This window comes from Brevibacillus choshinensis (genome assembly GCF_016811915.1).
In the GTDB taxonomy this organism is placed as follows: Bacteria; Bacillota; Bacilli; order Brevibacillales; family Brevibacillaceae; genus Brevibacillus; species Brevibacillus choshinensis_A.
This window is the reverse complement of sequence record NZ_CP069127.1, coordinates 846739-867472: the sequence shown is the minus strand read 5'-3', so window position 1 is coordinate 867472 and position 20734 is coordinate 846739. Positions and strand designations below refer to the sequence as shown.

The following is a 20734-nucleotide window of genomic DNA, read 5'->3' as shown; positions in this document are numbered from 1 at the left end:
CTCACTCCTAAGAAAACGCGTCTGAAAACGACCGGGCGTTCATACCTTGTAGTGTGTTTTTAGATTGACCTGCACCTTACTTTCCATTTGCCTGGGGAGCGCAGCACAGATCTCCTTTCCCTGATTCAATCGCACCTCGCAGACTTTCCAAAGCCGAAGTCCAAGCCATTTCATGCCAGGAGCGGGCACGCTCCCACGCCTCGCCTTCCTGCCAGCCGAAATGCTCGAGGACCACTCGGGTTTTCCCCTCGTCCTCTGACAAGGTAACGAGCACGTAAGTCAGAGAATTCTCTTGATTCATCAGGTCCGCGAACTGGTCGGGACCCTTCCACGTGAAGCCAAGTCTTTCTTTTGGTTCAAAAAGCGTGAAAATGCAGCCCTTCGTTCCCATTTGCTCGCGATTGCCTGGGATAAAGAACAGCTCAAACGCCCCACCTAGCCAAGGTTCTACATTTGCTTCTGGCGCGAACCATTGAGCGATCCGATCGGTTTGAGTCCAAGCCCACCATACTTGCTCTACGGATGACTCAATCTGCGTTTCTACTTGAAAGGCACTCATCGGCAACCTTCCTCCTCCTCATAGTCCCAACCCTTTGAAAATAGCAATCCAATCCTTTCCAGTCAATATCCAATCCAATCCTTTTATACGCGTATATTCATATATGAATGTACTTTTTTGCAAGATTGCACATTAAAACCCTAGCCAAACAACAAGGAATGTTATAATGAGTTTGTAAACAATCAATATTTGGGAGGGGAACGATGGATCAATCAATCACCAAGTCGACTCACCAAAAATTGCCGTTGGGAAAATTGCTGAAAAGAATCTTCTTCATCCTGATCGGTGCTTCTCTCGTCTCTGTAGGTTTGGAAATCTTTCTGGTTCCGAATCAAATCATTGACGGTGGTATTGTAGGCATTTCGATTATCGCGTCTCATTTGACTGGATGGTCTCTTGGCATTTTTCTATTTTTACTCAATTTACCGTTCCTGATTGTTGGCTACAGGCAGATTGGAAAGACGTTTGCCATCTCTACGCTATTTGGTGTAACGATCATGTCCGTTGGAACCACGCTGCTGCATCCGGTTCCGGGACTGACGGATGACCCGCTGCTTGCTGCTGTATTTGGCGGAATCATCTTGGGAATCGGTGTTGGGCTCGTCCTTCGCTATGGAGGATCTTTGGATGGCACTGAGATCATTGCCGTCCTGTTTAATAAGAAAACCCCTTTCTCCGTTGGTGAGATCGTCATGTTTTTCAACTTTTTCATTTTGGGCAGCGCCGGATTCGTCTTCGGTTGGGATCGTGCGATGTACTCGCTGATCGCCTATTACATTGCTTTCAAAATGATCGATCTGACCATCGAAGGCTTCCAGGAATCCAAATCGGTTTGGATTATTAGCGAATATCACAAGGAAGTAGGAGATGCGATCGTTGCTCGTCTGGGCCGCGGCGTCACCTACCTGATAGGTGAAGGGGGCTATACAGGCGATGAGAAGAAGGTCGTCTTCTGCATCATTACCCGTCTGGAAGAAGCAAAGCTGAAGCTGATCGTCGAGGATATCGACCCGAGCGCCTTTTTGGCAGTCGGCAACATTCACGATGTACGCGGAGGGCAGTTCAAAAAGAATGCGATTCACTGACATACGAAAAGCGCCTCCCTTTTATTGGGATGGCGCTTTTTCTTTATACATACGCCCGCAATTGCTCCAACCGCTCGATGGTAGCCAAAGGCTGATGGCTTGTCGCAGGCTTCTTTCCTTTCGGGTTGATCCAGACTGCTGACATTCCCGCATCCATCGCTCCTGCGACATCGGCATCCCACGTGTCTCCCACGAACAGGACCTGAGCAGGCTCTGCGCCGAGCTCCTGCAAGACTGTTGCATAAATGCGCGGATCGGGCTTGTGATAGCCAATCAGCTCCGAGAGAAAAACGCGTTCTTTCGGGAAATAGTCCGATAAACCGAGACGGCTTAGCTTGATGAAGGCCATATCGACAGGCCCATTGGTGACAATCCCCAACGTATATCGCTCCGCCAATTCCGAGATCAACTGCTGCACAGCCGAGTCCCCCGTGACGGCATTCATGCAAGCCGCAGCATAGGCTTGCTGAAAGCCATCGACCTCTTCGGCGCTGATCTGGCGATTGAAATCAGCCATCGCACGCTGCAGCCGCAGCTGCCGATATTGGGTAAAGTCGTAACGTTTCGCTATCACGTCGACCCACAAGTCATCACCGTGGCGGCGCAGAGCTTCCAATAGTGCGGCTCCATCCAGATCGGCTGTCAACGGATGGGTGGCAACCGTTTGCTGCATCCCCTTTTCCCAGCAGGCAGAAAAATCAAAAAGCGTGTCGTCCAAGTCAAATAAGATCGTAGTTAAAGCAGACATGCTCCGTCACTCCTCTCACGTACATTGTAACGGAAAAAGGCCCTCCAAAGGGAGCCTTCCAGCACTTGTCTCCATGCACGATCTAAGGAAGCGCCAGCTCCGCCATCAACGCATCCCGCAGCTCGGCTGGGATTTCCGTAGAGCGCCTCGAGTTTGCGTCGATCATCACCATCGTGACATCGGCATCTGCGACCAGCTGCTCCTTTTGGTTATAGAGCTCGTGTCTGATGACAAAGCTTTTTTCCCCTACTTTTACCGCTGATGTTTTGGCGATGACTTGCTCCCGGATCCGCAGCTCTTTTCGGTAATTGATATTGATATTGGCGACGACAGGCATGATCGCGCGGCGCTGCAGCTCGTCGAGTGTCAGTCCGGTCTGCCAGATCCAGTCAAAGCGCGCCCACTCCATGTACTCCAAATATTTTGCATTGTTTACGTGTCCAATAAAGTCCAGATCCGTGGACCTCACGGAAAATTCGATTTGATGGGGCATCCCAAACACTCCTTTTTACTCCAGTATAACGAATTCGCAGAACTGAGTGAACATTCATTCGCAATATTCCAAAAGATTCGTCTGTTACTTTTTTCCGTTTCTCCTATAATAAAAGGAAGATCTCACTTTTCACATGAACAGGAAGGATGAACGCGATGTTTGAGCAGACCCTGCTGCCCTCTCTGCAAACGGCACGTTCCCGCTACGCAGATGTGCTGGCCAATCTGGAGGAAAAGGAGCTTGTCTGGAAGTTGGCTCCCGGCTCCAATTCGATCGGCTTTTTGATCCGCCATATTGCTGAAGTCGAGTATCGTTTTTGTTCCATGTTTTTTGGGCGTCCTGTGCCAGATGGCGTGGAGCTGGCTACGATCGGAAATGTTAAAGACGAAGGAATCTATACGGACCTGAGCGCTCTCCATTCTTTTCGCGAGGCATCGTTTGCCTATCTGCTCGAATCGTTAGCGTCACTGCCTGAAGAGGCATGGGACGCGCCTTGTGTGGCGCCGATTGCGACCCTCACTCCTCGCCAGGCGCTCGGTCGCTTGATCTACCACAACGGATATCATGCAGGCCAAATCGGCTTGATTCGCAAATACGGAGGAAATGCATGAGTCTTGCTTTATCGGGAGAGAGGATCATCCTGCGGGAAACCATACGCGACGATCTCCCCGCACACCTGGACATTTACAACAGCAATCCCGGCTACAATCTTTTGCGCAACGGCACAGAGAAAGTCACGTTCGCCGAAGTAGCGTCGGAATACGACTCGACGCTCAGCATTCCCACGGGGCAGTGGCTGACGCTCTTGGCTGATGGGCAGATCATTGGCGTGATGCATCTTGTCATCATGAATCCTGCAGATCAGAAAAGCTGGATCAGCCTTCTCCTCCTCCATGCCGACTGCCAGCGCAATGGCTACGGCAGGGAAGCCGTCCAGTTGGCCGAGCAGCATTTCGCCTCTGCCGGATCTGCGCACGTTCACCATGGAGTGATCGCCCGAAATGAGCCTGCGCTGCTTTTCTGGGGAAGGCTCGGATATGAACAGTATCGTCAGGTCCTTGCGCCAGTAGGTCGGCTGGAGCAGCCTGTCTTGCTCGTAGCCAAATGGCTGACACCATCACAATGAGGAGGTGAATCGAATGACACGCATCCTGTTTGAATGTGATGTACCTGCGGCCCTCTCCTAGTCGTGAGGGAACGATATTGCGCGCTTCCCCCTCGGCTACTTACGATCCCACCTTTTTTATGACCATTCCGAGAGGGGCTTTTTGCATGAACCAATCACAATGGAAACAACAGTTTTTCGGAGCGATCTGCCTGACGCTCGCAGCTGCCATCTGGGGCGGCGTCTACGTCGTGAGCAAGGTCGTGCTGGATGTCATCCCGCCTTTTACCCTGCTGATCCTGCGCTTTGCGATCGCGCTGATCGTCCTCGGTGCTTTTGTCGTCGCCCGAAAAGAGTACATCGCCAAAAAGGACTTTCCCATGATGATGCTCATCGCATTCGTGGGCGTCACCATCTCCATTGCCGCACAGTTTGTCGGTACCAAGCTGTCCACCGCTCACATGGGAGCTTTGATCACCTCCGCATCGCCTGCTTTTATCGCCATCTTTGCCGTCTGGCTGCTGAAGGAGAGCGTAAATTGGAAGCAGCTCGCGGGAATCCTGCTGGCAACGATCGGCGTTCTCATCGTCATCGGCGTTCCTGACAAGGCAGATGCACAATCATCCCTGACCGGCAACCTGATTCTGCTCGTCGCCGCCGTCAGCTGGGGGCTTTATACGGTCCTATGCAAGAGAGCCACGCAGACGTATTCATCACTCGCGGTCACCACGTACGTCGCCTTGTTTGGTTTGATCTTCACCAGCCCTGTCATGGTTTGGGAGATGTCTGTCACTCCGATTTCCTGGTCGTTTGGCTGGGAGATTTGGGCCGGCGTCCTGTATATCGGGATCATTTCCACCGCAGGGGCGTTTTATCTGTGGAACAAAGGCTTCGAGCTGATGCATGCGGGAAGCGGTGCCGGATTTTTCTTCGTCCAGCCGATCGTCGGCGCCGCTCTGGGCTGGCTCTTGCTGCATGAGCATCTGGGCTGGGGCTTTTTCGCCGGGGCTGCCTTTATCTTTCTCGGCGTTGCCCTCTCGAATCTGCAGCCAACCAAAGCAACTGAACAGCAGCATCAGACGTAAATTAAACAACTGGATACAAAGCAAAAAGACGGTTTCTCGGCACTTTTCGGGCGGCCGTCTTTTTTTTATAAATGAAATGACTCATTTGGTAGAGATTACTGTTTTCAAATCGATAAATATAAATTAAAATAAATAAAAATTTAGTTCCGTAACAAGTTGACAAACATTTGGTAAAATCATAAAATATCATTTTGTATATTCATTCATCATCATGAATAAAACTACAGGAGTTGTCGTCATGTTCACTATTCCAGGCCCTGGAAAATATGTACGAGAAGTAGAGCTAGTAAAAGAAATCGGCGCCTACGTTCGCAGCTTCGGAAACAGCGCGCTCATGATCGGCGGAAAGACAGCTTTATCAGTCGTAGAATCTACCATTACAGCCAGCTTGGAAAAAGAGGGAATCGAGAATCAAGGCTTCGTCTGGTATGGCGGTGAATGCTCGTGGTCCAAGGTTGAAGAGCTCCGCACCATCGTACAGGATCGAAAACCCGAGGTGCTCGTTGCAGTCGGTGGCGGCAAGGCCATTGATACCGTAAAGGCGGTTGCCTTTGCCGAAAACCTGCCTCTGCTGGCAGTACCGACGATCGCGGCCACCTGCGCGCCGGCCACTCCTATTGCGATCATGTATGACGATGAGGGAACATTCATTGAAATCAGCCATCGCTCAAAAGCTCCCAATGTAGTGCTCGTCGATACAAAAGTGATCAGTGCAGCGCCTTATCGCTTCCTGGCAGCCGGGATCGGCGACACATTGGCGAAATGGTTTGAGTCTTCTGCATCCGTCCAAAAAAGCCAACCGACGGCGCTCAATCAAAGCGCAGTTCGTCTGGCAGAGGGCCTCTACCAGCTGCTGCTGGAAAAAGGTCCATCTGCGATAGAGACCATCAAGCAAGGAAACGTCGATCAAGCGGTGAACGACGTCATCGACAGCATCATCCTGATCAGCGGAAGCGTGAGCGGATATGGCGGCGACGATTGCCGTACGGCTGCAGCGCATGCGATTTACTCAGGATTGACCATCTTCCCCGAAGTACATAACACCTACCACGGAGAGATCGTCGCATTCGGCATCTTGTCCCAGCTCGTTCTGGAAGGCAAAAGTGAAGAAACCATCCGCGAGCTGATCGCTTACTATCAAAAAGTGGAGCTTCCTTACACCCTCGCTGATATGGCGATTACGGAGCTGTCGCCGGAAGATTGGGACCGACTGGGTGTCGTGACCGTCGGGATCGAAGACATGGACAACATGCCTTTTGCCGTGACTCCTGAGATGGTGGTCAAAGCGATCCAGGGAGCAGATGAAATCGGAAGGAAGGTTAACCAGCCATGAAGCTAGACCAAATGGTTCGCAACGTCTATCCCAACCTGATGCCGTATACTTGCTCGCTCGCCGATTTGCCTGTCGAGGAAATGAAACAGGCGCTGGGAAGAGATCAGGTGTACAAGCTGTCCTTTAATGAGAATCCGCTGGGGCCTTCTCCGAAAGCGATCGAGGCGATGCAGAAGTCCCTCCAGCAGCTGAATCTGTACCCGAGCTCGGCAGGCGAAGCCGTATTGAACAAAATCGCGGCAAAAGAAGGCGTACGTCCTGAAAACGTGATTTTGTCCAACGGCGCTGATGAAATGATCATCCTTGTCGCACAGACGTTTTTGGAGCCTGACGACGAGGCGATCATTCCGGAAATCTGCTTCGTGCAGTATCTGGCTTCGACTCACTTGATGGGGGCCACGCCGGTCTTCTCTCCAATGAAGGAAGATCTCGGCATTGATCTGGAAGGGGCGCTGCAAAAGATCACCGAGAAAACGAAGGTCATCTTCCTCTGCAATCCGAACAACCCGACCGGTACCGCCATTCCGGAAGAAGATCTGAAGGCATTTATTGCGCGGGTTCCGGAAAACGTACTGGTCGTCATTGACGAGGCCTACCACGAATTTGCGGATGGGGACGGCTACGCCTCCTCCGTCGAGCTCGTCAAAGACTACGCCAATGTGTTCGTCATCCGCACGTTCTCCAAAATCTATTCGCTTGCTGCCGCGCGGATCGGATACGGAATCGGACAAGCCGCTCTCGTGGATGCTGTCAATCACGTGAGGCCTCCGTTCAACGTAAACAGCATCGCTCAGGCAGGTGCACTGGCCAGTCTGGATGACGCCGAGCATGTGGCCGCATCCAGACAGAGCAACCGAATCGGAAAAGAGCTGTTGTGCAAGACCTTGGACGCACTGGGGCTGCCTTATCTGAAGAGTCAGACCAACTTTGTTTGCGTCGATACGAAACGGGACGGCAAAGAGGTATTCGATCGCCTGGCCGAGCGCGGATTTATCGTGCGTACGCTCGCAGGCTACGGGCTCAAATCCTCGCTGCGCATCTCGATCGGGCGCCCTGAGGAAATGGAAGCATTCGTCCAAGCCTTTAAAGAAGTCATGCAAAACTAAACGACACAAAAGGGGATTTTCACATGAAAAAGTTTCTGTTTTTGCTGTTGTCCGTAATGGTTGCCCTCACTGCGGCTGGTTGCGGATCCTCCAATCAAGCGGGCGGAGCAAAGCCAGCTGAAGGGACCAACGCTGCTGCTCCGGCACCTGCCTCCAAAACACCGCTCAAAGTCACTCTGCCTACCTGGACAGGCTACGGCCCATTGTTCCTGGCGAAAGAGAAAGGTCTGTTTGAAAAACATGGCCTCGATGTGGAGCTCTCCATCATTGAAGGTCTTGCAGAGCGCAAGCAAGCGTTGGCTGGCGGACAGGTGGACGGCATGGCGACTGCACTCGACGTACAAGTGACATTGGCTGCTGCTGGCGTACCGATGCAAGTCGTTTGGCTTCTCGACGACTCATACGGCGGCGACGGGATTATCGCCAAAAACGATATTGCCTCTGTGGCGGATCTGAAAGGCAAGAAAGTTGCTTTTGAGCAAGGCTCTACCAGCCACATGCTGATCCTCACCGCTTTGAAGCAAGCGGGCCTCACAGACAAGGACGTAGAAATGGTGCAGATGTCTGCAGGTGACGCGGGTGCTGCCTTCGTAGCCGGTAAAGTTGACGCGGCTGTGACGTGGGAGCCATGGCTGAGCAAGGCTTCCCAAGCAAACGGCAAGGTTCTCCTCTCTACCAAAGAACTGTCCGGTATCATCGTAGATACAGTAGGCTTCAAAAAAGACGTGATCGAACAACGCCCTGACGATATCAAAGCATTCGTGGCTGCCATGTCCGAAGCGATGGATTATTGGAAGCAAAACGCCGATGAATCCAATCAAATCATGGCGAAAGGTCTGAAGATTGACCTGGCTGAGTTCACTGGCACCGTTCCTGGACTGAAATTCCTGCACAAAGAAGACAACAAAAAGTTGTTTGGTGATGGAAAAGGAGATATTTACGTCTCCACCAAAAACGCAATCGACTTCTACATGGAACAAAAATTGATCGATACCGCTCCTAAGCCAGAAGACGTTTTGAACCCGACATTTGTTGGAGGACTATAAGGAGTGCCCTTTTGGGCCTCCTTTTCTCTTGCTGGACCTCAAACATGCACACACACTATACTCGATTAAAGATGAGGGATGACGATGTGGAAAAATGTCTTTACCCCGAATAAGGATATCGCCAAACCTCTCTACTCAGGAGTCGGGGTTGCGACCTTCCTGCTTTTGCTTCTTGTCTGGTCTGTACTCAGCTACGGAGGTTTCGTCAATCCGCTGTTCCTCCCTTCCCCTGACAAGATCGTGAAAACCGCCATCTCCATGTTTCAGAGCGGAGAAATTTGGGGCGATATCGGCATCAGCTTTTCGCGGGTAGCACTCGGTTTCATCATTGCTGCTCTCATTGGTGTTCCGCTAGGGATGCTGATGGGCTCTCTGCGCATCATGCAGGGTGCATTTGAACCGATCATCGGCTTTATTCGCTATATGCCCGCCTCTGCCTTTATTCCATTGTTGATCTTATGGATCGGACTCGGTGAAGGGGAAAAAATGGCTGTCATCTTCCTCGGCACCTTCTTCCAGCTGACACTCATGGTGATGGATGTGACGAAGAATATCCAGAATGAACTGATCGAGGTGTCCTATACCCTCGGTGCGAAAAGCTTCCAGCTGTTTAAGCGCGTCATCCTCCCAGCCTCTCTGCCCGGCATTGTCGATACGCTGCGCATCACGTTTGGATGGGCATGGACCTACCTGGTGGTAGCGGAGCTTGTGGGCGCTTCGGACGGACTGGGATACATGATTATGCAGGCATCCCGCTTCCTGAAGCCGGACAAGATTATCGTAGGGATTTTGATCATCGGGGTGCTGGGACTGATCATGGACTTGATTTTCAAAGCGATCTATCGCGCATCCTTCTCCTGGATGAGAAAGGAAGGATCTTAAGATGACGACAACACCAAAGCTAGTGATTGATCATGTAGGCAAAGTTTTTTCGACCAAGAGCGGGCAAGTCGTCGCGCTGGATCAGACCTCCTTCTCCGTGGCTGATGGAGAGTTCGTCACGATTCTGGGTCCTTCCGGCTGCGGCAAATCCACCATCCTCCGTGTGGTGGCAGGATTGGAAGAGCCGACTTCCGGCCATGTGTATCTGGATGGAAAAGAAATCAAGGGACCGGGCCCTGACCGTGGAATGGTCTTTCAATCGTACACCCTCTATCCATGGCTGACGGTAAAAGAAAACATCACGTTTGGCTTGGATCTGAAGGGCATCCCTAAAAAGCAGCAGGACGAGGTTGCCTTCCACTACCTCGATTTGATTGGCCTTACGGGCTTTGACAAGCATTATCCGATCCAGCTGTCCGGCGGGATGAAGCAGCGTGTGGCGATTGCCAGAGCGCTTGCAAACGACCCCGAGATCCTGCTGATGGACGAGCCCTTCGGTGCATTGGACGCGCAGACGCGGACGATCATGCAGGAAATTCTCTTGAAGGTATGGGAAGAATCAAAAAAGACCATCCTGTTCATCACCCATGATGTCGAGGAATCCATTTTCCTGGGCGATTCCATCTATGTCATGACAGCAAGACCGGGACGGCTCAAGAAGAACATCAAGGTGCCGCTCCCACGTCCACGCGACTACCACAACAAGAACAGCGAAGAGTTTTTCGCTCTGAAGCTGGAGCTGTTGGAGCTGATTCGGGAGGAAAGCCTGAAGGCAGCCAGTATTAGAGAGTGATCGTGCAGGAATCACAAAAAGAAGCAGCGGCAGTTACGGACTTAAATGAGAAGTCCTGGAACTCCCGCTGCTTTTTTGTACCAGTTTGTTCCCCTATTCCTTTCTTCATGATTGTGAAAGAAAGAATGGTCGCGCTATACTGGTTAATGATGCACTTATTTGTAAAATTTGGAGTGGTGAAAAAATGAATATCAGTCTACGAGAAGTTACACGAGAGAATTTTTGGCCATGTATTTTACTGAAATCCATGGACTACAAAGGTCTGCACCTTTTTGAAGAGCATGTCACCTCCAATGCATTTTCCCTTGCACAGGCAAAAGTTGAACCTGAATGGATCCCGAAAGCCATTTACATAGACGATCAATTGGTTGGTTTCACCATGTATGGTTTGGAAATGAAGAATCATTTTTATTTCATTACCAGATTGATGATCGATTACAGATTCCAAGGAAAAGGATATGGGAAAGCAGCTATGTTACTTGTGATTGACGAACTCAAAAGCTTGGGGCTAAAGGAGATTTACACCAGCTTTGTACCTTCAAACGAGGGCGCCAAAAAGCTGTATACCAGTATCGGCTTCCGTTTTACCGGTCGAGATATTGAGTTCGGCGATGAAAAAGAACCGCTCTACTGTCTTACCATCAACGATTGAGCGATTCCGCTACTCAACCGTTTCGGCAATCTGTCCAAGAACCATTCTTCCCAACACAAAAAAAGAGGGCGGCATCAAGCCGCCCTTACAAAATGTATATGGTAAACCCGGGGAGGGAAGTAGAGGAGTACAAACGAACAAGTTGGCTTCTTGTCGTTACTGCTAGATTACTGCTTTCGCTTTCCACTTCATGTTACTGCTTACTGCCCTTACTACACTTACTGGTTACTGCTTCGTTGTACTGGTGGATCCAGACTGGACAGAAGAACCGCTGTTCTCTGTGCCGGATGTTCCTGAAGTGCCAGCAGAGCCTGCATCAGACTTGCTGTCTGTACTGCTGCTGTCGCTCGAAGTGCTGGAATCAGTCGACGTGCTGGAGCTGTCAGACGAGCCAGTAGTGGCGCTGGAGTCGGACGATCCGCCTGTTGCAACATCAGGTGTCGATTGATCTTTAGAAACCGAGCTATCGGTCGATTGACTGTTCGTAGTGGAGGAGCTATCCGGTGTGGTCGCGCTTCCTCCTTCTTGTTGCGTCGCTGGTTCTGGTGTACCTCCTGTGTTGCTGGAGCAGGCAACCAAGCTACCTGACAGGAGCAATGCGACAGCTGCGATGGAAACCCATCTTTTATTCATGTTCATTCCCCTTTCATTCCTTGGCTTGTGACTCTCTCTCCGTCACACTTATATCGTAACGGGCAAAGATAATCATTCTGTGAGGAAGATGGGAAAAAACCATGATCAAAATATGAAAAAAATATGACCTTCCCCCTCAGGCTCAGGTCGATTGCCGATAGAAACCCATAGTTGGCAGCCAGACCGTAAACGTACTTCCTACGCCGGGCTCGCTCTCCACCTTCCATTTCCCTTCATGCCGCTCCACCAATTCTTTGACGATCGCCAGTCCCAAGCCTGTACCTTTATTGTTTTTCGAGCGCCCTCGATCCACTTTAAAGAAGCGCTCCCAGATACGGTGGATATCGTCCTGCGAAATGCCCATCCCGGTATCCGCCACTTGAATCTTGATGTACTGCTCCTCTGCCGCAGCACTCAGGCGGATTTCTCCATGTTCAGTAAATTTCACTGCATTTTTCACAAAGTTCTTCAAGATTTGAGCGACCCGATCTCGATCTGCATAGATTTTCGGCAGGTCGTTTTCTACGTCCACGACAAGTGCCAATCCTTTCTCTTCGGCTTCCGCACGGAAAGAGAATGCCACTTTGTTCATGATTTCGGCCACATCTACAGGAAATTTAGCCAGGTTGACTTCATTGTTCTCCAGCTTCATCAAATCCATCAGGTCATCGACCAACCGATTGACCTGCATCGTTTCGGTATACATCACCGCGTAGTATTTTTGCCGGGCTTCCTCATCTTCTACCAAGCCGTCCTGCAACGCTTCTAAAAAGCCCTGCATGGCTGTAAGCGGCGTTCGCAGCTCATGCGATACATTGGCCAGAAAATCGTTGCGGACCTGCTCGAGATGATGGCGTTCCTGTTCGACCCGCTCCAGCTTCTCTGCCATCGTATTGATCGTATGTGCGACATCGCCGATTTCATCAGACGTATCGACGCTGACACGCTCGGCGTAGTTGCCCCTCCCGATCTCGGCAGCAGTCCGCTCAATGGTCCGCAGCGGTCTGGAGATGGACCAAGACAAATAAGAAACCATGGCTGTCGAGAGAAGAACACCGAACAGCGTCGCCCACAGGATCGTCTCGCGCATTTGGCCAAAGGTCTTCTCGATGCCTTCAATAGGGGCATGCAAAATAATCCCACCGTAGACCTTCTCTCCCTCTCCCCATGGTACGGAGACAGACAGCATCGGGTCTTCGAGCCCCTCGATCTGGAGCTCGGTTACGGCATTCTTTCCTTTCAGCACATTGCTGGCGATCGAGACAGCCACCGCTTTGCCGGTAAACACTTCGTCCTTCGTGGAGGTCGCTACGATCTTCCCATTTTTATCGAACAACCAGATTCGCGTATCGAAAGCCTCATCCAGCATGACCAGCTGATCGATCAGCCTCTTGCTCACCCGGTCGTAGCCCTGAATCGCGACATTCACTTTCTTGGCCATGCGCAGCATTTCTTCTTCTTTGGAATCGTAAATGTATTCCCGCGCAAACAAAGAAATGAGCAGACCGGAAATCCCGAGTCCGATGACAACGGTGGCCAAAAAGCTGAAGAGCAGGCGACGGAAGATGCTTTTCGATGTGCCCAGCATCAGCTTTCCACCCCGAATTTGTAACCGATCCCCCAGACGGTATGAACACACTCATACGGGAGCTTTTCCAGCCGCTGCCGGATCTTTTTGATATGCACGTCAATCGTGCGCACGTCCCCAAAGTAATCAAAGCCCCAAACCAGCTCCAGCAGCTGTTCGCGAGAGAAAACGCTGCCCGGCGATTTTGCCATCTGTACCAGCAGATCAAACTCCTTGGGACGGAAGTTGATTTTCTCGCCGGCCGCCACGACTTCCCGTTTCTCTACATCTATCGTGAGCTGGTCAAACGTAAGCGCCTTGGTTTCCTCTTCCACTGCCTTCGCTTTCGGCTGCATTCTGCGTAAAATAGCGCGAATCCGCGCCACCAGCTCGCGCGGACTAAATGGTTTTGTCACGTAATCGTCGGCACCCAGCTCCAACCCGAGGACGCGATCAAATTCTTCATCTTTGGCCGTCAGCATGATAATGGGAGTATCCCACTTTTTGCGGATCTCCCGGCACGCCTCGAAGCCATCCATCTGCGGCATCATGACATCCAGGATCACCATATCCGGCGTCTCTTTTTCCATCAGCTCAATGGCTTGTTGCCCGTCGCTTGCAACGACCAGATCTATCTGTTGCTTTGAAAAGTATAGTCGTATAATTTCCCGTACATTTGGATCATCGTCAGCTACTAAAACCTTCGTTTGTGCCAAAGCAAACAACCTCCCTTCCATGAGAAAAGCACATGTCTTGGCATCTTGGCTTCTACCTATGGTAACACAGATACAGGGGAATGTGGACGGATGGAAGTCCTAGCTGGCTGGAACTAGTAGGAAAGAATAGAAAAAAGCCGGGATCCACTCCCGACTTTCCCCTCTATGCTCCATACCTTTACGTATTGCTCGGTTTCTCCCGATAGACCTCTTGCTCGCCTTTTCGCTTTGGACGCAAGCTGCCCCACAGGAATCCGAGCAGTGCCCCTGCGATTGCCGGGAGCAGCCAGCCGATGCCTTCCTTATAAAGAGGCAAGTGCGCATACACATCCGTAATACCGCTGACCGGCAATCCGATCAAAGCTGCTCCGTCGACCAAGCTGATCGCAGCAGTGACCACGATCGCGCCGATGTACACAGCAGAGTGGCCCTTGAACAGCTTGTGGAAGAACGACAAGAACATCAAGACGATCCCGATCGGATAGATTGCCATCAAGACTGGTACCGAGAATGCAATCAATTGCGTCAGACCGACATTCGCCACCGCCGCACTGAAGATGCACAGGATCGCCGCCATGTTCTTGTACGAAATGGCCGGGATCTGATCGGAGAAAAAGCGTCCGCACGCCGTTACCAGACCTACCGATGTGGTAAGGCAGGCCAGCATGACAGCCAGACCCAGCAGCATCGATCCGAACGGTCCAAACAAATGCTGGACAACAGCCGTCAGGATTTGTCCCCCGTTTTCAGATACCCCCAAAGCAATGCTGGTAGCGCCCATATAGCCGAGGGCCAGATAGACCAGACCGAGACCCACTGCCGCGATGACAGCGGCCTTGATCGTCGATGTCGTAATTTTTTTCTTGTCCGTCACTCCTACCGCCTGGACGGAAGCCGTCACAACGATCCCAAACACCATGGCAGCCAAAGCATCAAGCGTCAAATACCCTTCCAGGAAGCCCTTGATGAACGGGGACGTTTCGTATGCTCCTGTCGGCTGTCCCATCCCGCCAATCGGATTCAGCCATGTCGCGATGAACATGATCGCAATGATAATCAACAAAGCCGGTGTCAAAACTTTCCCAATCCGGTCCACGAGCTTGGACGGATTCATACTCAGCCAATACGTCAGGGCAAAGTAGGCAATCGTCGTGATGAACAACGGAATCCAGCTTCCCTTTGCCGATTCTGGCAGGAATGGCAAGATCGCCATCTCAAATGTAACCGTACCTGTACGTGGAATAGCCAAAAATGGCCCGATTGCCAAATAGACAATAAACGTAAACACCATGGCAAAGACAGGGTGCACCCTTCCTGCCAGCGTCTGCAAGTTACCTCCACCAAGACCCACTGCGATCACACCCAGCAATGGCAAGCCTACGCCGGTGATGATAAAGCCAAGCATGGCCGTCCACACATCAGTCCCTGCAGCTTGTCCCAAAGCAGGTGGAAAAATCATATTGCCCGCTCCGAAGAACAGGGCAAACAGCATGAGTCCCACGGTTATGGTTTCTCTCGTTGATAATTCTCTCATGTTGCTCCCCTTTATATTTTTAATAATAATAAATTTTCATTTATTATAGCTGAATTATTATTGAAACAACAACCTTCTTTTTTTTCAAATTTCTTGGAATAAGCAGTAAAAATTATTTGTCCGGTATGGGGCTTAGTATTTCAACTTTAGTCATTTTCCATTCTCGCCACGAGATTCTCTCCAAAATAAAAAGAAGGGTACCCTGTGATACATCTTGTACCCTGTTATCCTGCTTATATAGAACGGCTTCCCATTTTGCCGTAGCTTGGGTTCTTTTGTCAATAGAAAGCTGCCCATCTCTTCATGTGCCACACTCCCCTTACTCCCAGACTTCTTTTCTTCTGACGGCGCCCACTGCCTCCCATATATACAGCGAGCACACACTCCGCCATGGCGCCCAGTCTTCACCGATGCGGCGAATTTCCTTTTCATCCGGCTTCTCCGCCAAGCCGTAGACCATATGGATGCCGTTGCGCAATCCGATATCCGCAGCCGGCAGCAAGTCAGGTCGGCCCATCCCGAACATCATCAGGCACTCCACGGTCCATCTGCCGATTCCCCTCAAGGAAGTCAAATAGGAAATGATCTCTTCATCCTCCATCTGCCATACCCGATCCAGATCGACCGTTCCGTTTACGATGGCGCGAGCGTAATCGATGATGTATTCCGCTTTGCGCTGACTGAACTGCAGAGGACGTAAATCATCCGGCTCCAGCCTGGCGACGGCTTCCTCCGTCGGGAAAGCCATGAATACGCGGCCCTCCTCATCTTGCAGCGTATCGCCTGCCAGCTCCAGCAAGCGCTCGGTAAGCGATGCCGCAAACACCAGATTGATTTGCTGACCAATGATCGTCTTCACCATGCATTGAAATAAATCGGAATCCAAAAAGGGCCGCAGACCACGAAAACGCTCCGTCAGGATCACGAGCGGCTGCTGCCCGCGCATATGATCGTAAATGGGAGCCAGATCGAGATCGGCGCTAAACATATGACGCACCGTTTTCTCCAGGAGCTGCTGCTCCGTCTCGGAAAGAGTCGACTCCGCACGCAGCCGGATCACCGGTTCTTCCATCGATCCTTGAAACTGGAGACTCACCAGGATAGGCCGGGACCCTACACGGAACACGCGACGTAACGTACCCTCCTGGACATCCACCAGCAGCTGCGGGTCCGGATGGGTCTCCAGGCGGCGCAGCAGCCTCTCAAACGAATACGGCGGGGCTAATGAAATCTCTGATGTATACAATTCCGCTCACCTTCTTTGTGGAAATTTTTACCGCGATGCACTTTTCCTATACGATAACACAAAACACCTCCGGAACTCATCCGGAGGTGCCTGCTATCATTTTGAAATCTTGCTCTTTTACTTGGTGAACATTCCTTTGAGGACGAACTTCACGTTTGCCGGGCTCTCTGCCAAACGGCGCATGAAGTAGCCGTACCAGTCATTTCCGTATGGTACGTAGACACGCATCTTGTACCCTTCGCGCGCCAGGTCGATCTGGGATTGTGTGCGGATGCCGTACAGCATTTGAAACTCAAACTGAGTGCGCGGAATGTTGTATTCCTTCTCCAGCTTCTTCACATAATCGATAATCGCATCATCGTGTGTCGCTACAGCTGCATATCCGCCATTCAGAAGGTGCTGCTTGATGATTTTTTTGTAGTTTTCATCCACATCCGGCTTGTTCGGATAAGCGACTTCAGGGGATTCCTTGTAAGCGCCTTTCACCAGGCGGAAGTTCACTTTTTTGTCCTTGAGGCTGTCGATGTCATCAGCAGCCTTGTACAGGTAAGCTTGAATAACCGTACCCACGTTGCTGTACTCTTCCAGCAGCTCATTCAAGATTTCCATGGTGACATGGTTGTGAGCGTAGTCCTCCATGTCGATGCGCACGAAAATGTTGCCGTTCTTCTTGGCAGCATCCAAAATGCGGCGCATGTTGCTCATGCACAGCTCGCAGCTGATGTCGAGGCCGAGCGACGTCATCTTCAGCGACAGGTTGCAATCTACGCCGGACTGATGAATGGCCTCAATGGTTTTGATGCAGTAGTCGGCGGATTCGTTTGCTTCTTCCACACTGAAAACGAATTCACCCAAGTGGTCGAGTGTGCAAACGAGACCTTTTTGATTCAATTCGCGAACGGCTTTGATTGCTTCTGCAATGGTTTGACCCGATACGAAGCGGCTTGCTCCAAAGCGCAAACCCCATTTTTTCGCGGCTGCGTTCATCGTTTTATTTTTGGATAAAAATAGAAAAAAGTCCTTCATTGCTTGTTCCATCGTTGACTGTCTCCTCCTCAACGTACTCTGCCTACTGTTCTTAGCACGAATCATGCCAAACAATAAACCTCCCACGAACCTTGCTCAGGTTTCGGAAATGTGTATGGCTGGGATACGGATTAGCGCACACTTTTTTCGACACATATGTACAAGTTGTGTCTATTCTTGTACACTTTTGATTAGACATTGTTTCGTACGCGACAAGAAAAATCTAGGATGTGATGATTTGAAACCGTTATTCTCACTGGATAGTGCTATTTTGTCTCTAGCCGCTCCTGTCAATCCTGACGACATCAGAATACGCGCTGGCGAAAAAGAAGGTGTATGGCAGAACGGAGAGCACGGCATTCCCGTCCTGACGGTAAAAGAAACGGACTCCTTGGAGGAAGTCACCAAGCTGCTCCGTGCTGTACTCTGCGAAACCACTCTGCCCGCACTGGTCACGGTCGATGACGAGGGAACGCCAACCGGCCTCATCTCGCCCAGCCAATTGCTCGTCTCTTATCTCACCTTGATCCAGAATCAGTCTGTGCTGCTGCGAACCTTGATGGACACGATGAGTGAAGCGACGACCATCGTAGATTCCCGCAATGTCGTACAGTACTGGAATCGCGCGGCTGAAAATATTTATGAAATCGACCGGGCGCAAGTGATCGGCACGTCTTTGGATGAACACTTTGCCAGCGAGTCGATTCGGCTGCTGGATGCCCTTCGCCAGGGAACCTCAGTCCAGCGGGTGTATCACATTCCTCGTCCGGATAGCCATGTGCTCATCAACGCCGCTCCCATCAGACTCGAGGGGGACATTATCGGAGCCATCTCCATCGAGCAGGATATCACTGAGCTCGTTCGCCTGAATGAAGAGCTCGCACACACGACTGCCCATCTGCACACGCTGCAGCAAGAGATGAGCCGATTCCATGGCGCAGATGATCCTTTTTATGCCATCAAGGGGCATTCCGCTTCGATCCAGTCGGCAATTACCTCTGCGCAAAAGGTCGCCCAAACAGATGCTACCGTCCTGATCTATGGCGAGAGCGGCGTGGGCAAGGAGCTGTTCGCCAAAGCCATCCACCAGGCGAGCCGCCGCCGGGAGAAGCCGTTCATCGCGATCAACTGCGGAGCCATCCCGGCAGCCTTGTTTGAAAGCGAGCTGTTCGGATACCAAGGAGGAGCTTTTACAGGAGCTGAAAAAAAAGGGAAACCCGGCAAACTGGAATTGGCGCACGGCGGGACGCTTTTCCTGGATGAAATCGGAGAGCTTCCGCTCGAGCTGCAGGTCAAGCTGCTGCGCGCTCTGCAGGAGCGACAGTTTTATCGAGTCGGCGGGACAGAGCCCATTACCGTCAACACCCGGATCGTGGCGGCAACCAATCGCCAGCTGGAGCAGATGGTGGCGGATGGGCGGTTCCGTGAAGACTTGTACTACCGACTGAATGTATTCTCTCTCGAAATTCCGCCCCTCAGGGAGCGCCGGGAGGATCTGCCCGAGCTGGTGCAGATTTTCATTCAGGAATACTCGGTTGTTCATGAACAGCCTGTGCCCCGCATCGCCCCTGAGGTCATGCAATCGTTGTTCGATTACAGCTGGCCAGGCAACATCCGGCAGCTCCGCAATGTCATCGAGCGCTTGTCCATTCTGCAGGAAAATGGCGTCATCTCGCCCGAGCATCTGCCCTCGGCGATTCGTTCGCAGCATGCGATAGAGCCTGTGAGCAGCTATGCGCCACCCGTTCTCTCTCGTCCTGCCCCGCAAGTCATGTTCTCGCCAGCTGCCAGTCCCGCAGGTACGGAACGGGAGAGGATCGTTGCAGCTTTGGCGCGGACTTACGGCAATAAAAAGGCAGCCGCCGAGCTGCTCGGCATTTCCCGAGGGACGCTGTACAACAAAATGAAAAAATACGGCTTAGACGAGGAGTCATTTAGATGGGAATGATTTCATGGTCAGATGAGCAGTTCCAGGTTCATTACGCCGATGAGACCGTCACGCTTTTGCCCAAGGAATTTGCCCTCTTTCAATATTTGTTTACATGGAGAAATCGGACCTTCAGCCGCGAGGAGCTGCTCGATCGAGTGTGGCCGCTGGAAGATCCCACTGATCGGACTGTCGACGACCACATCTACCGGCTGCGACGCAAGCTGCAAAGGTGGTCGCATCTCTTTACCATCGACACGGTGCGGGGTGTCGGCTACCGACTGACGTGGAAACAGCATCAACCGCCAAAGCCATCCGTGCTCAACCGCGACTTTTCCGATTCGATCCGCAATCTGATGGAAACGTATCATGGGATGGGAATGGGAGCGGCCATGCAGACCTTATCCACCCATCAAGAAGTCCTCGGATTCTCCATGGATCCTTTTTACAATATGTACCTGCACTTCATCCGCGGTGATTTTGCCTGGTTTTTAGAGACGACCTCCTACCCGTTGCCGGAAAAGCTGTTTTATCTCTTTCACATCTACTATATGGCGGAGACCGACCACCGAAAAACCGTGCATCTGTTTCATCAGCTAAAGTCGCTTCAAGCTCAGATGCCGCAGACGTTTCAAGATGATTTGCAGATAGCCGCTGTCGGGATGCATGCGACTGCGGGTCTGATGGCCGAGGCGGAGCAGCAGCTGTCAAAGGCGCAGCAGATCGTCGATGGCATGGACTCCAAGAGCTTTACTCTGTTCCTGAACACGCAGAAAATGATGCTCGCCTTCTTGCGCAATCGCCTGGACGAGGCGGAGGAGATCCTTCGTCAATCGGCTGAAATCCTGCAAACGGTTCCCATGCAGCGAGAGTTGGGGAGTGTCACGATTTGCCGCGGGATTGGGCTGTACCTGCGCGGCGAACGGACAAAAGCCCGTCAACTGGTCGATGAGGGCGTCGAAGTGGTTCGCTCGACTAAATTTATTCCGCATTTGTTCTATGCCGTGCACTGCATTCAGTTTTTCCTCAGGACCTTCGACTGCGATCCAGAGTGGCTGCGGAAATACAACAGGCTGGGGGAGGAGCTGGCGACTGAATACGAATTAGACAAGCTGAAAAAATCGATCCTCTCCATTCTTTCCAGAATCGTCTGATACGCCTCTGACATTTCTCGCTTACGATCATAGGGAATTGTTTA

At 51.5% G+C, this 20734-nt stretch carries 21 protein-coding genes; 12 read left to right on the top strand and 9 right to left on the bottom strand.

Going from position 1 to position 20734, the window contains the following annotated elements:
• Window positions 1–76 precede the first annotated feature (76 nt).
• Window positions 77–559: an SRPBCC family protein gene (locus JNE38_RS04570; protein ID WP_203355456.1), complete on the bottom strand. Its 483-nt coding sequence runs from the start codon at window positions 557–559 to the stop codon at window positions 77–79.
• 203 nt (window positions 560–762) lie between these two features.
• On the opposite strand from JNE38_RS04570, the gene JNE38_RS04565 reads away from it, so the two are divergent.
• A complete protein-coding gene (locus JNE38_RS04565; protein ID WP_203355455.1) occupies window positions 763–1644 on the top strand; it encodes a YitT family protein in 882 nt (293 codons plus the stop codon).
• Between the two features lie 43 nt (window positions 1645–1687).
• Here JNE38_RS04565 and JNE38_RS04560 read toward each other — a convergent pair whose 3' ends face one another.
• Both JNE38_RS04560 and JNE38_RS04555 read right to left on the bottom strand, forming a co-directional pair.
• Window positions 1688–2392 carry an HAD family hydrolase gene (locus JNE38_RS04560; protein WP_203355454.1) on the bottom strand — a complete coding sequence of 235 codons (705 nt, stop codon included), beginning with the start codon at window positions 2390–2392 and terminating at the stop codon, window positions 1688–1690.
• A gap of 82 nt (window positions 2393–2474) precedes the next feature.
• Complete coding sequence (locus tag JNE38_RS04555) at window positions 2475–2885, bottom strand: acyl-CoA thioesterase (RefSeq protein ID WP_203355453.1); 411 nt, start codon at window positions 2883–2885, stop codon at window positions 2475–2477.
• Between the two features lie 155 nt (window positions 2886–3040).
• On the opposite strand from JNE38_RS04555, the gene JNE38_RS04550 reads away from it, so the two are divergent.
• The 9 genes from JNE38_RS04550 (at window position 3041) to JNE38_RS04510 (ending at window position 10887) form a co-directional block, all read left to right on the top strand.
• A complete protein-coding gene (locus tag JNE38_RS04550) occupies window positions 3041–3496 on the top strand; it encodes a DinB family protein (protein ID WP_203355452.1) in 456 nt (151 codons plus the stop codon).
• Window positions 3493–4011, top strand: coding sequence for a GNAT family N-acetyltransferase (locus JNE38_RS04545; protein ID WP_203355451.1), 519 nt, complete (start codon window positions 3493–3495; stop codon window positions 4009–4011). Before JNE38_RS04550 ends, JNE38_RS04545 begins: the two co-directional genes overlap by 4 nt.
• Window positions 4012–4157: 146 nt before the next feature.
• Entirely contained in the window at window positions 4158–5075 is a 918-nt protein-coding gene (locus tag JNE38_RS04540) for a DMT family transporter (protein WP_203355450.1), read from the top strand.
• Between the two features lie 238 nt (window positions 5076–5313).
• On the top strand, window positions 5314–6408 hold the full coding sequence (locus tag JNE38_RS04535; protein ID WP_203355449.1) for an iron-containing alcohol dehydrogenase family protein: 1095 nt from the start codon (window positions 5314–5316) through the stop codon (window positions 6406–6408).
• Window positions 6405–7514 (top strand): histidinol-phosphate transaminase, encoded by a 1110-nt coding sequence (gene hisC / locus JNE38_RS04530; protein WP_203355448.1) that lies wholly within the window; start codon window positions 6405–6407, stop codon window positions 7512–7514. The genes JNE38_RS04535 and hisC overlap by 4 nt, the downstream gene beginning before the upstream one ends.
• 23 nt (window positions 7515–7537) lie before the next feature.
• On the top strand, window positions 7538–8560 hold the full coding sequence (locus JNE38_RS04525; RefSeq protein ID WP_203355447.1) for an ABC transporter substrate-binding protein: 1023 nt from the start codon (window positions 7538–7540) through the stop codon (window positions 8558–8560).
• Window positions 8561–8644: 84 nt separating this feature from the next.
• A complete protein-coding gene (locus JNE38_RS04520) occupies window positions 8645–9442 on the top strand; it encodes an ABC transporter permease (RefSeq protein ID WP_203355446.1) in 798 nt (265 codons plus the stop codon).
• A gap of 1 nt (window position 9443) precedes the next feature.
• Window positions 9444–10235, top strand: a complete 792-nt coding sequence (locus JNE38_RS04515; protein ID WP_203355445.1) for an ABC transporter ATP-binding protein — start codon at window positions 9444–9446, stop codon at window positions 10233–10235.
• 184 nt (window positions 10236–10419) lie between these two features.
• Window positions 10420–10887 (top strand): GNAT family N-acetyltransferase, encoded by a 468-nt coding sequence (locus JNE38_RS04510; RefSeq protein ID WP_203355444.1) that lies wholly within the window; start codon window positions 10420–10422, stop codon window positions 10885–10887.
• 225 nt (window positions 10888–11112) lie between these two features.
• On the opposite strand, the gene JNE38_RS04505 is transcribed toward JNE38_RS04510, so the two are convergent.
• The 6 genes from JNE38_RS04505 to JNE38_RS04480 form a co-directional block, all read right to left on the bottom strand.
• Window positions 11113–11520: a hypothetical protein gene (locus tag JNE38_RS04505; RefSeq protein ID WP_203355443.1), complete on the bottom strand. Its 408-nt coding sequence runs from the start codon at window positions 11518–11520 to the stop codon at window positions 11113–11115.
• Between the two features lie 142 nt (window positions 11521–11662).
• On the bottom strand, window positions 11663–13108 hold the full coding sequence (locus tag JNE38_RS04500) for a sensor histidine kinase (RefSeq protein ID WP_203355442.1): 1446 nt from the start codon (window positions 13106–13108) through the stop codon (window positions 11663–11665).
• Window positions 13108–13803 carry a response regulator transcription factor gene (locus tag JNE38_RS04495; RefSeq protein WP_203355441.1) on the bottom strand — a complete coding sequence of 232 codons (696 nt, stop codon included), beginning with the start codon at window positions 13801–13803 and terminating at the stop codon, window positions 13108–13110. The genes JNE38_RS04500 and JNE38_RS04495 overlap by 1 nt, the downstream gene beginning before the upstream one ends.
• A 178-nt stretch (window positions 13804–13981) precedes the next feature.
• Window positions 13982–15337, bottom strand: a complete 1356-nt coding sequence (gene brnQ, locus JNE38_RS04490; RefSeq protein ID WP_203355440.1) for a branched-chain amino acid transport system II carrier protein — start codon at window positions 15335–15337, stop codon at window positions 13982–13984.
• Window positions 15338–15656: 319 nt separating this feature from the next.
• Window positions 15657–16583, bottom strand: coding sequence for a DNA-3-methyladenine glycosylase family protein (locus JNE38_RS04485; protein ID WP_203355439.1), 927 nt, complete (start codon window positions 16581–16583; stop codon window positions 15657–15659).
• Window positions 16584–16700: 117 nt separating this feature from the next.
• Entirely contained in the window at window positions 16701–17621 is a 921-nt protein-coding gene (locus JNE38_RS04480) for a proline dehydrogenase family protein (protein ID WP_203355438.1), read from the bottom strand.
• Between the two features lie 226 nt (window positions 17622–17847).
• Here JNE38_RS04480 and JNE38_RS04475 point away from each other — a divergent pair, with 226 nt between their 5' ends.
• Both JNE38_RS04475 and JNE38_RS04470 read left to right on the top strand, forming a co-directional pair.
• Window positions 17848–19557, top strand: coding sequence for a sigma 54-interacting transcriptional regulator (locus JNE38_RS04475; protein WP_203355437.1), 1710 nt, complete (start codon window positions 17848–17850; stop codon window positions 19555–19557).
• On the top strand, window positions 19548–20690 hold the full coding sequence (locus JNE38_RS04470) for a winged helix-turn-helix domain-containing protein (RefSeq protein WP_203355436.1): 1143 nt from the start codon (window positions 19548–19550) through the stop codon (window positions 20688–20690). Before JNE38_RS04475 ends, JNE38_RS04470 begins: the two co-directional genes overlap by 10 nt.
• Window positions 20691–20734 lie beyond the last annotated feature (44 nt).

Bases quoted from the DNA above. Each gene is read 5' to 3' on its own strand.
- JNE38_RS04525 (WP_203355447.1), top strand. From the start codon at position 7,538: ATGAAAAAGTTTCTGTTTTTGCTGTTGTCCGTAATGGTTGCCCTCACT.
- JNE38_RS04520 (WP_203355446.1), top strand. From the start codon at position 8,645: ATGTGGAAAAATGTCTTTACCCCGAATAAGGATATCGCCAAACCTCTC.
- JNE38_RS04470 (WP_203355436.1), top strand. From the start codon at position 19,548: ATGGGAATGATTTCATGGTCAGATGAGCAGTTCCAGGTTCATTACGCC.
- JNE38_RS04555 (WP_203355453.1), bottom strand. From the start codon at position 2,885: ATGCCCCATCAAATCGAATTTTCCGTGAGGTCCACGGATCTGGACTTT.
- JNE38_RS04510 (WP_203355444.1), top strand. From the start codon at position 10,420: ATGAATATCAGTCTACGAGAAGTTACACGAGAGAATTTTTGGCCATGT.
- JNE38_RS04540 (WP_203355450.1), top strand. From the start codon at position 4,158: ATGAACCAATCACAATGGAAACAACAGTTTTTCGGAGCGATCTGCCTG.
- hisC (WP_203355448.1), top strand. From the start codon at position 6,405: ATGAAGCTAGACCAAATGGTTCGCAACGTCTATCCCAACCTGATGCCG.
- JNE38_RS04500 (WP_203355442.1), bottom strand. From the start codon at position 13,108: ATGCTGGGCACATCGAAAAGCATCTTCCGTCGCCTGCTCTTCAGCTTT.
- JNE38_RS04505 (WP_203355443.1), bottom strand. From the start codon at position 11,520: ATGAATAAAAGATGGGTTTCCATCGCAGCTGTCGCATTGCTCCTGTCA.
- JNE38_RS04545 (WP_203355451.1), top strand. From the start codon at position 3,493: ATGAGTCTTGCTTTATCGGGAGAGAGGATCATCCTGCGGGAAACCATA.
- JNE38_RS04550 (WP_203355452.1), top strand. From the start codon at position 3,041: ATGTTTGAGCAGACCCTGCTGCCCTCTCTGCAAACGGCACGTTCCCGC.
- JNE38_RS04535 (WP_203355449.1), top strand. From the start codon at position 5,314: ATGTTCACTATTCCAGGCCCTGGAAAATATGTACGAGAAGTAGAGCTA.
- JNE38_RS04515 (WP_203355445.1), top strand. From the start codon at position 9,444: ATGACGACAACACCAAAGCTAGTGATTGATCATGTAGGCAAAGTTTTT.
- brnQ (WP_203355440.1), bottom strand. From the start codon at position 15,337: ATGAGAGAATTATCAACGAGAGAAACCATAACCGTGGGACTCATGCTG.
- JNE38_RS04560 (WP_203355454.1), bottom strand. From the start codon at position 2,392: ATGTCTGCTTTAACTACGATCTTATTTGACTTGGACGACACGCTTTTT.
- JNE38_RS04570 (WP_203355456.1), bottom strand. From the start codon at position 559: ATGAGTGCCTTTCAAGTAGAAACGCAGATTGAGTCATCCGTAGAGCAA.
- JNE38_RS04565 (WP_203355455.1), top strand. From the start codon at position 763: ATGGATCAATCAATCACCAAGTCGACTCACCAAAAATTGCCGTTGGGA.
- JNE38_RS04480 (WP_203355438.1), bottom strand. From the start codon at position 17,621: ATGGAACAAGCAATGAAGGACTTTTTTCTATTTTTATCCAAAAATAAA.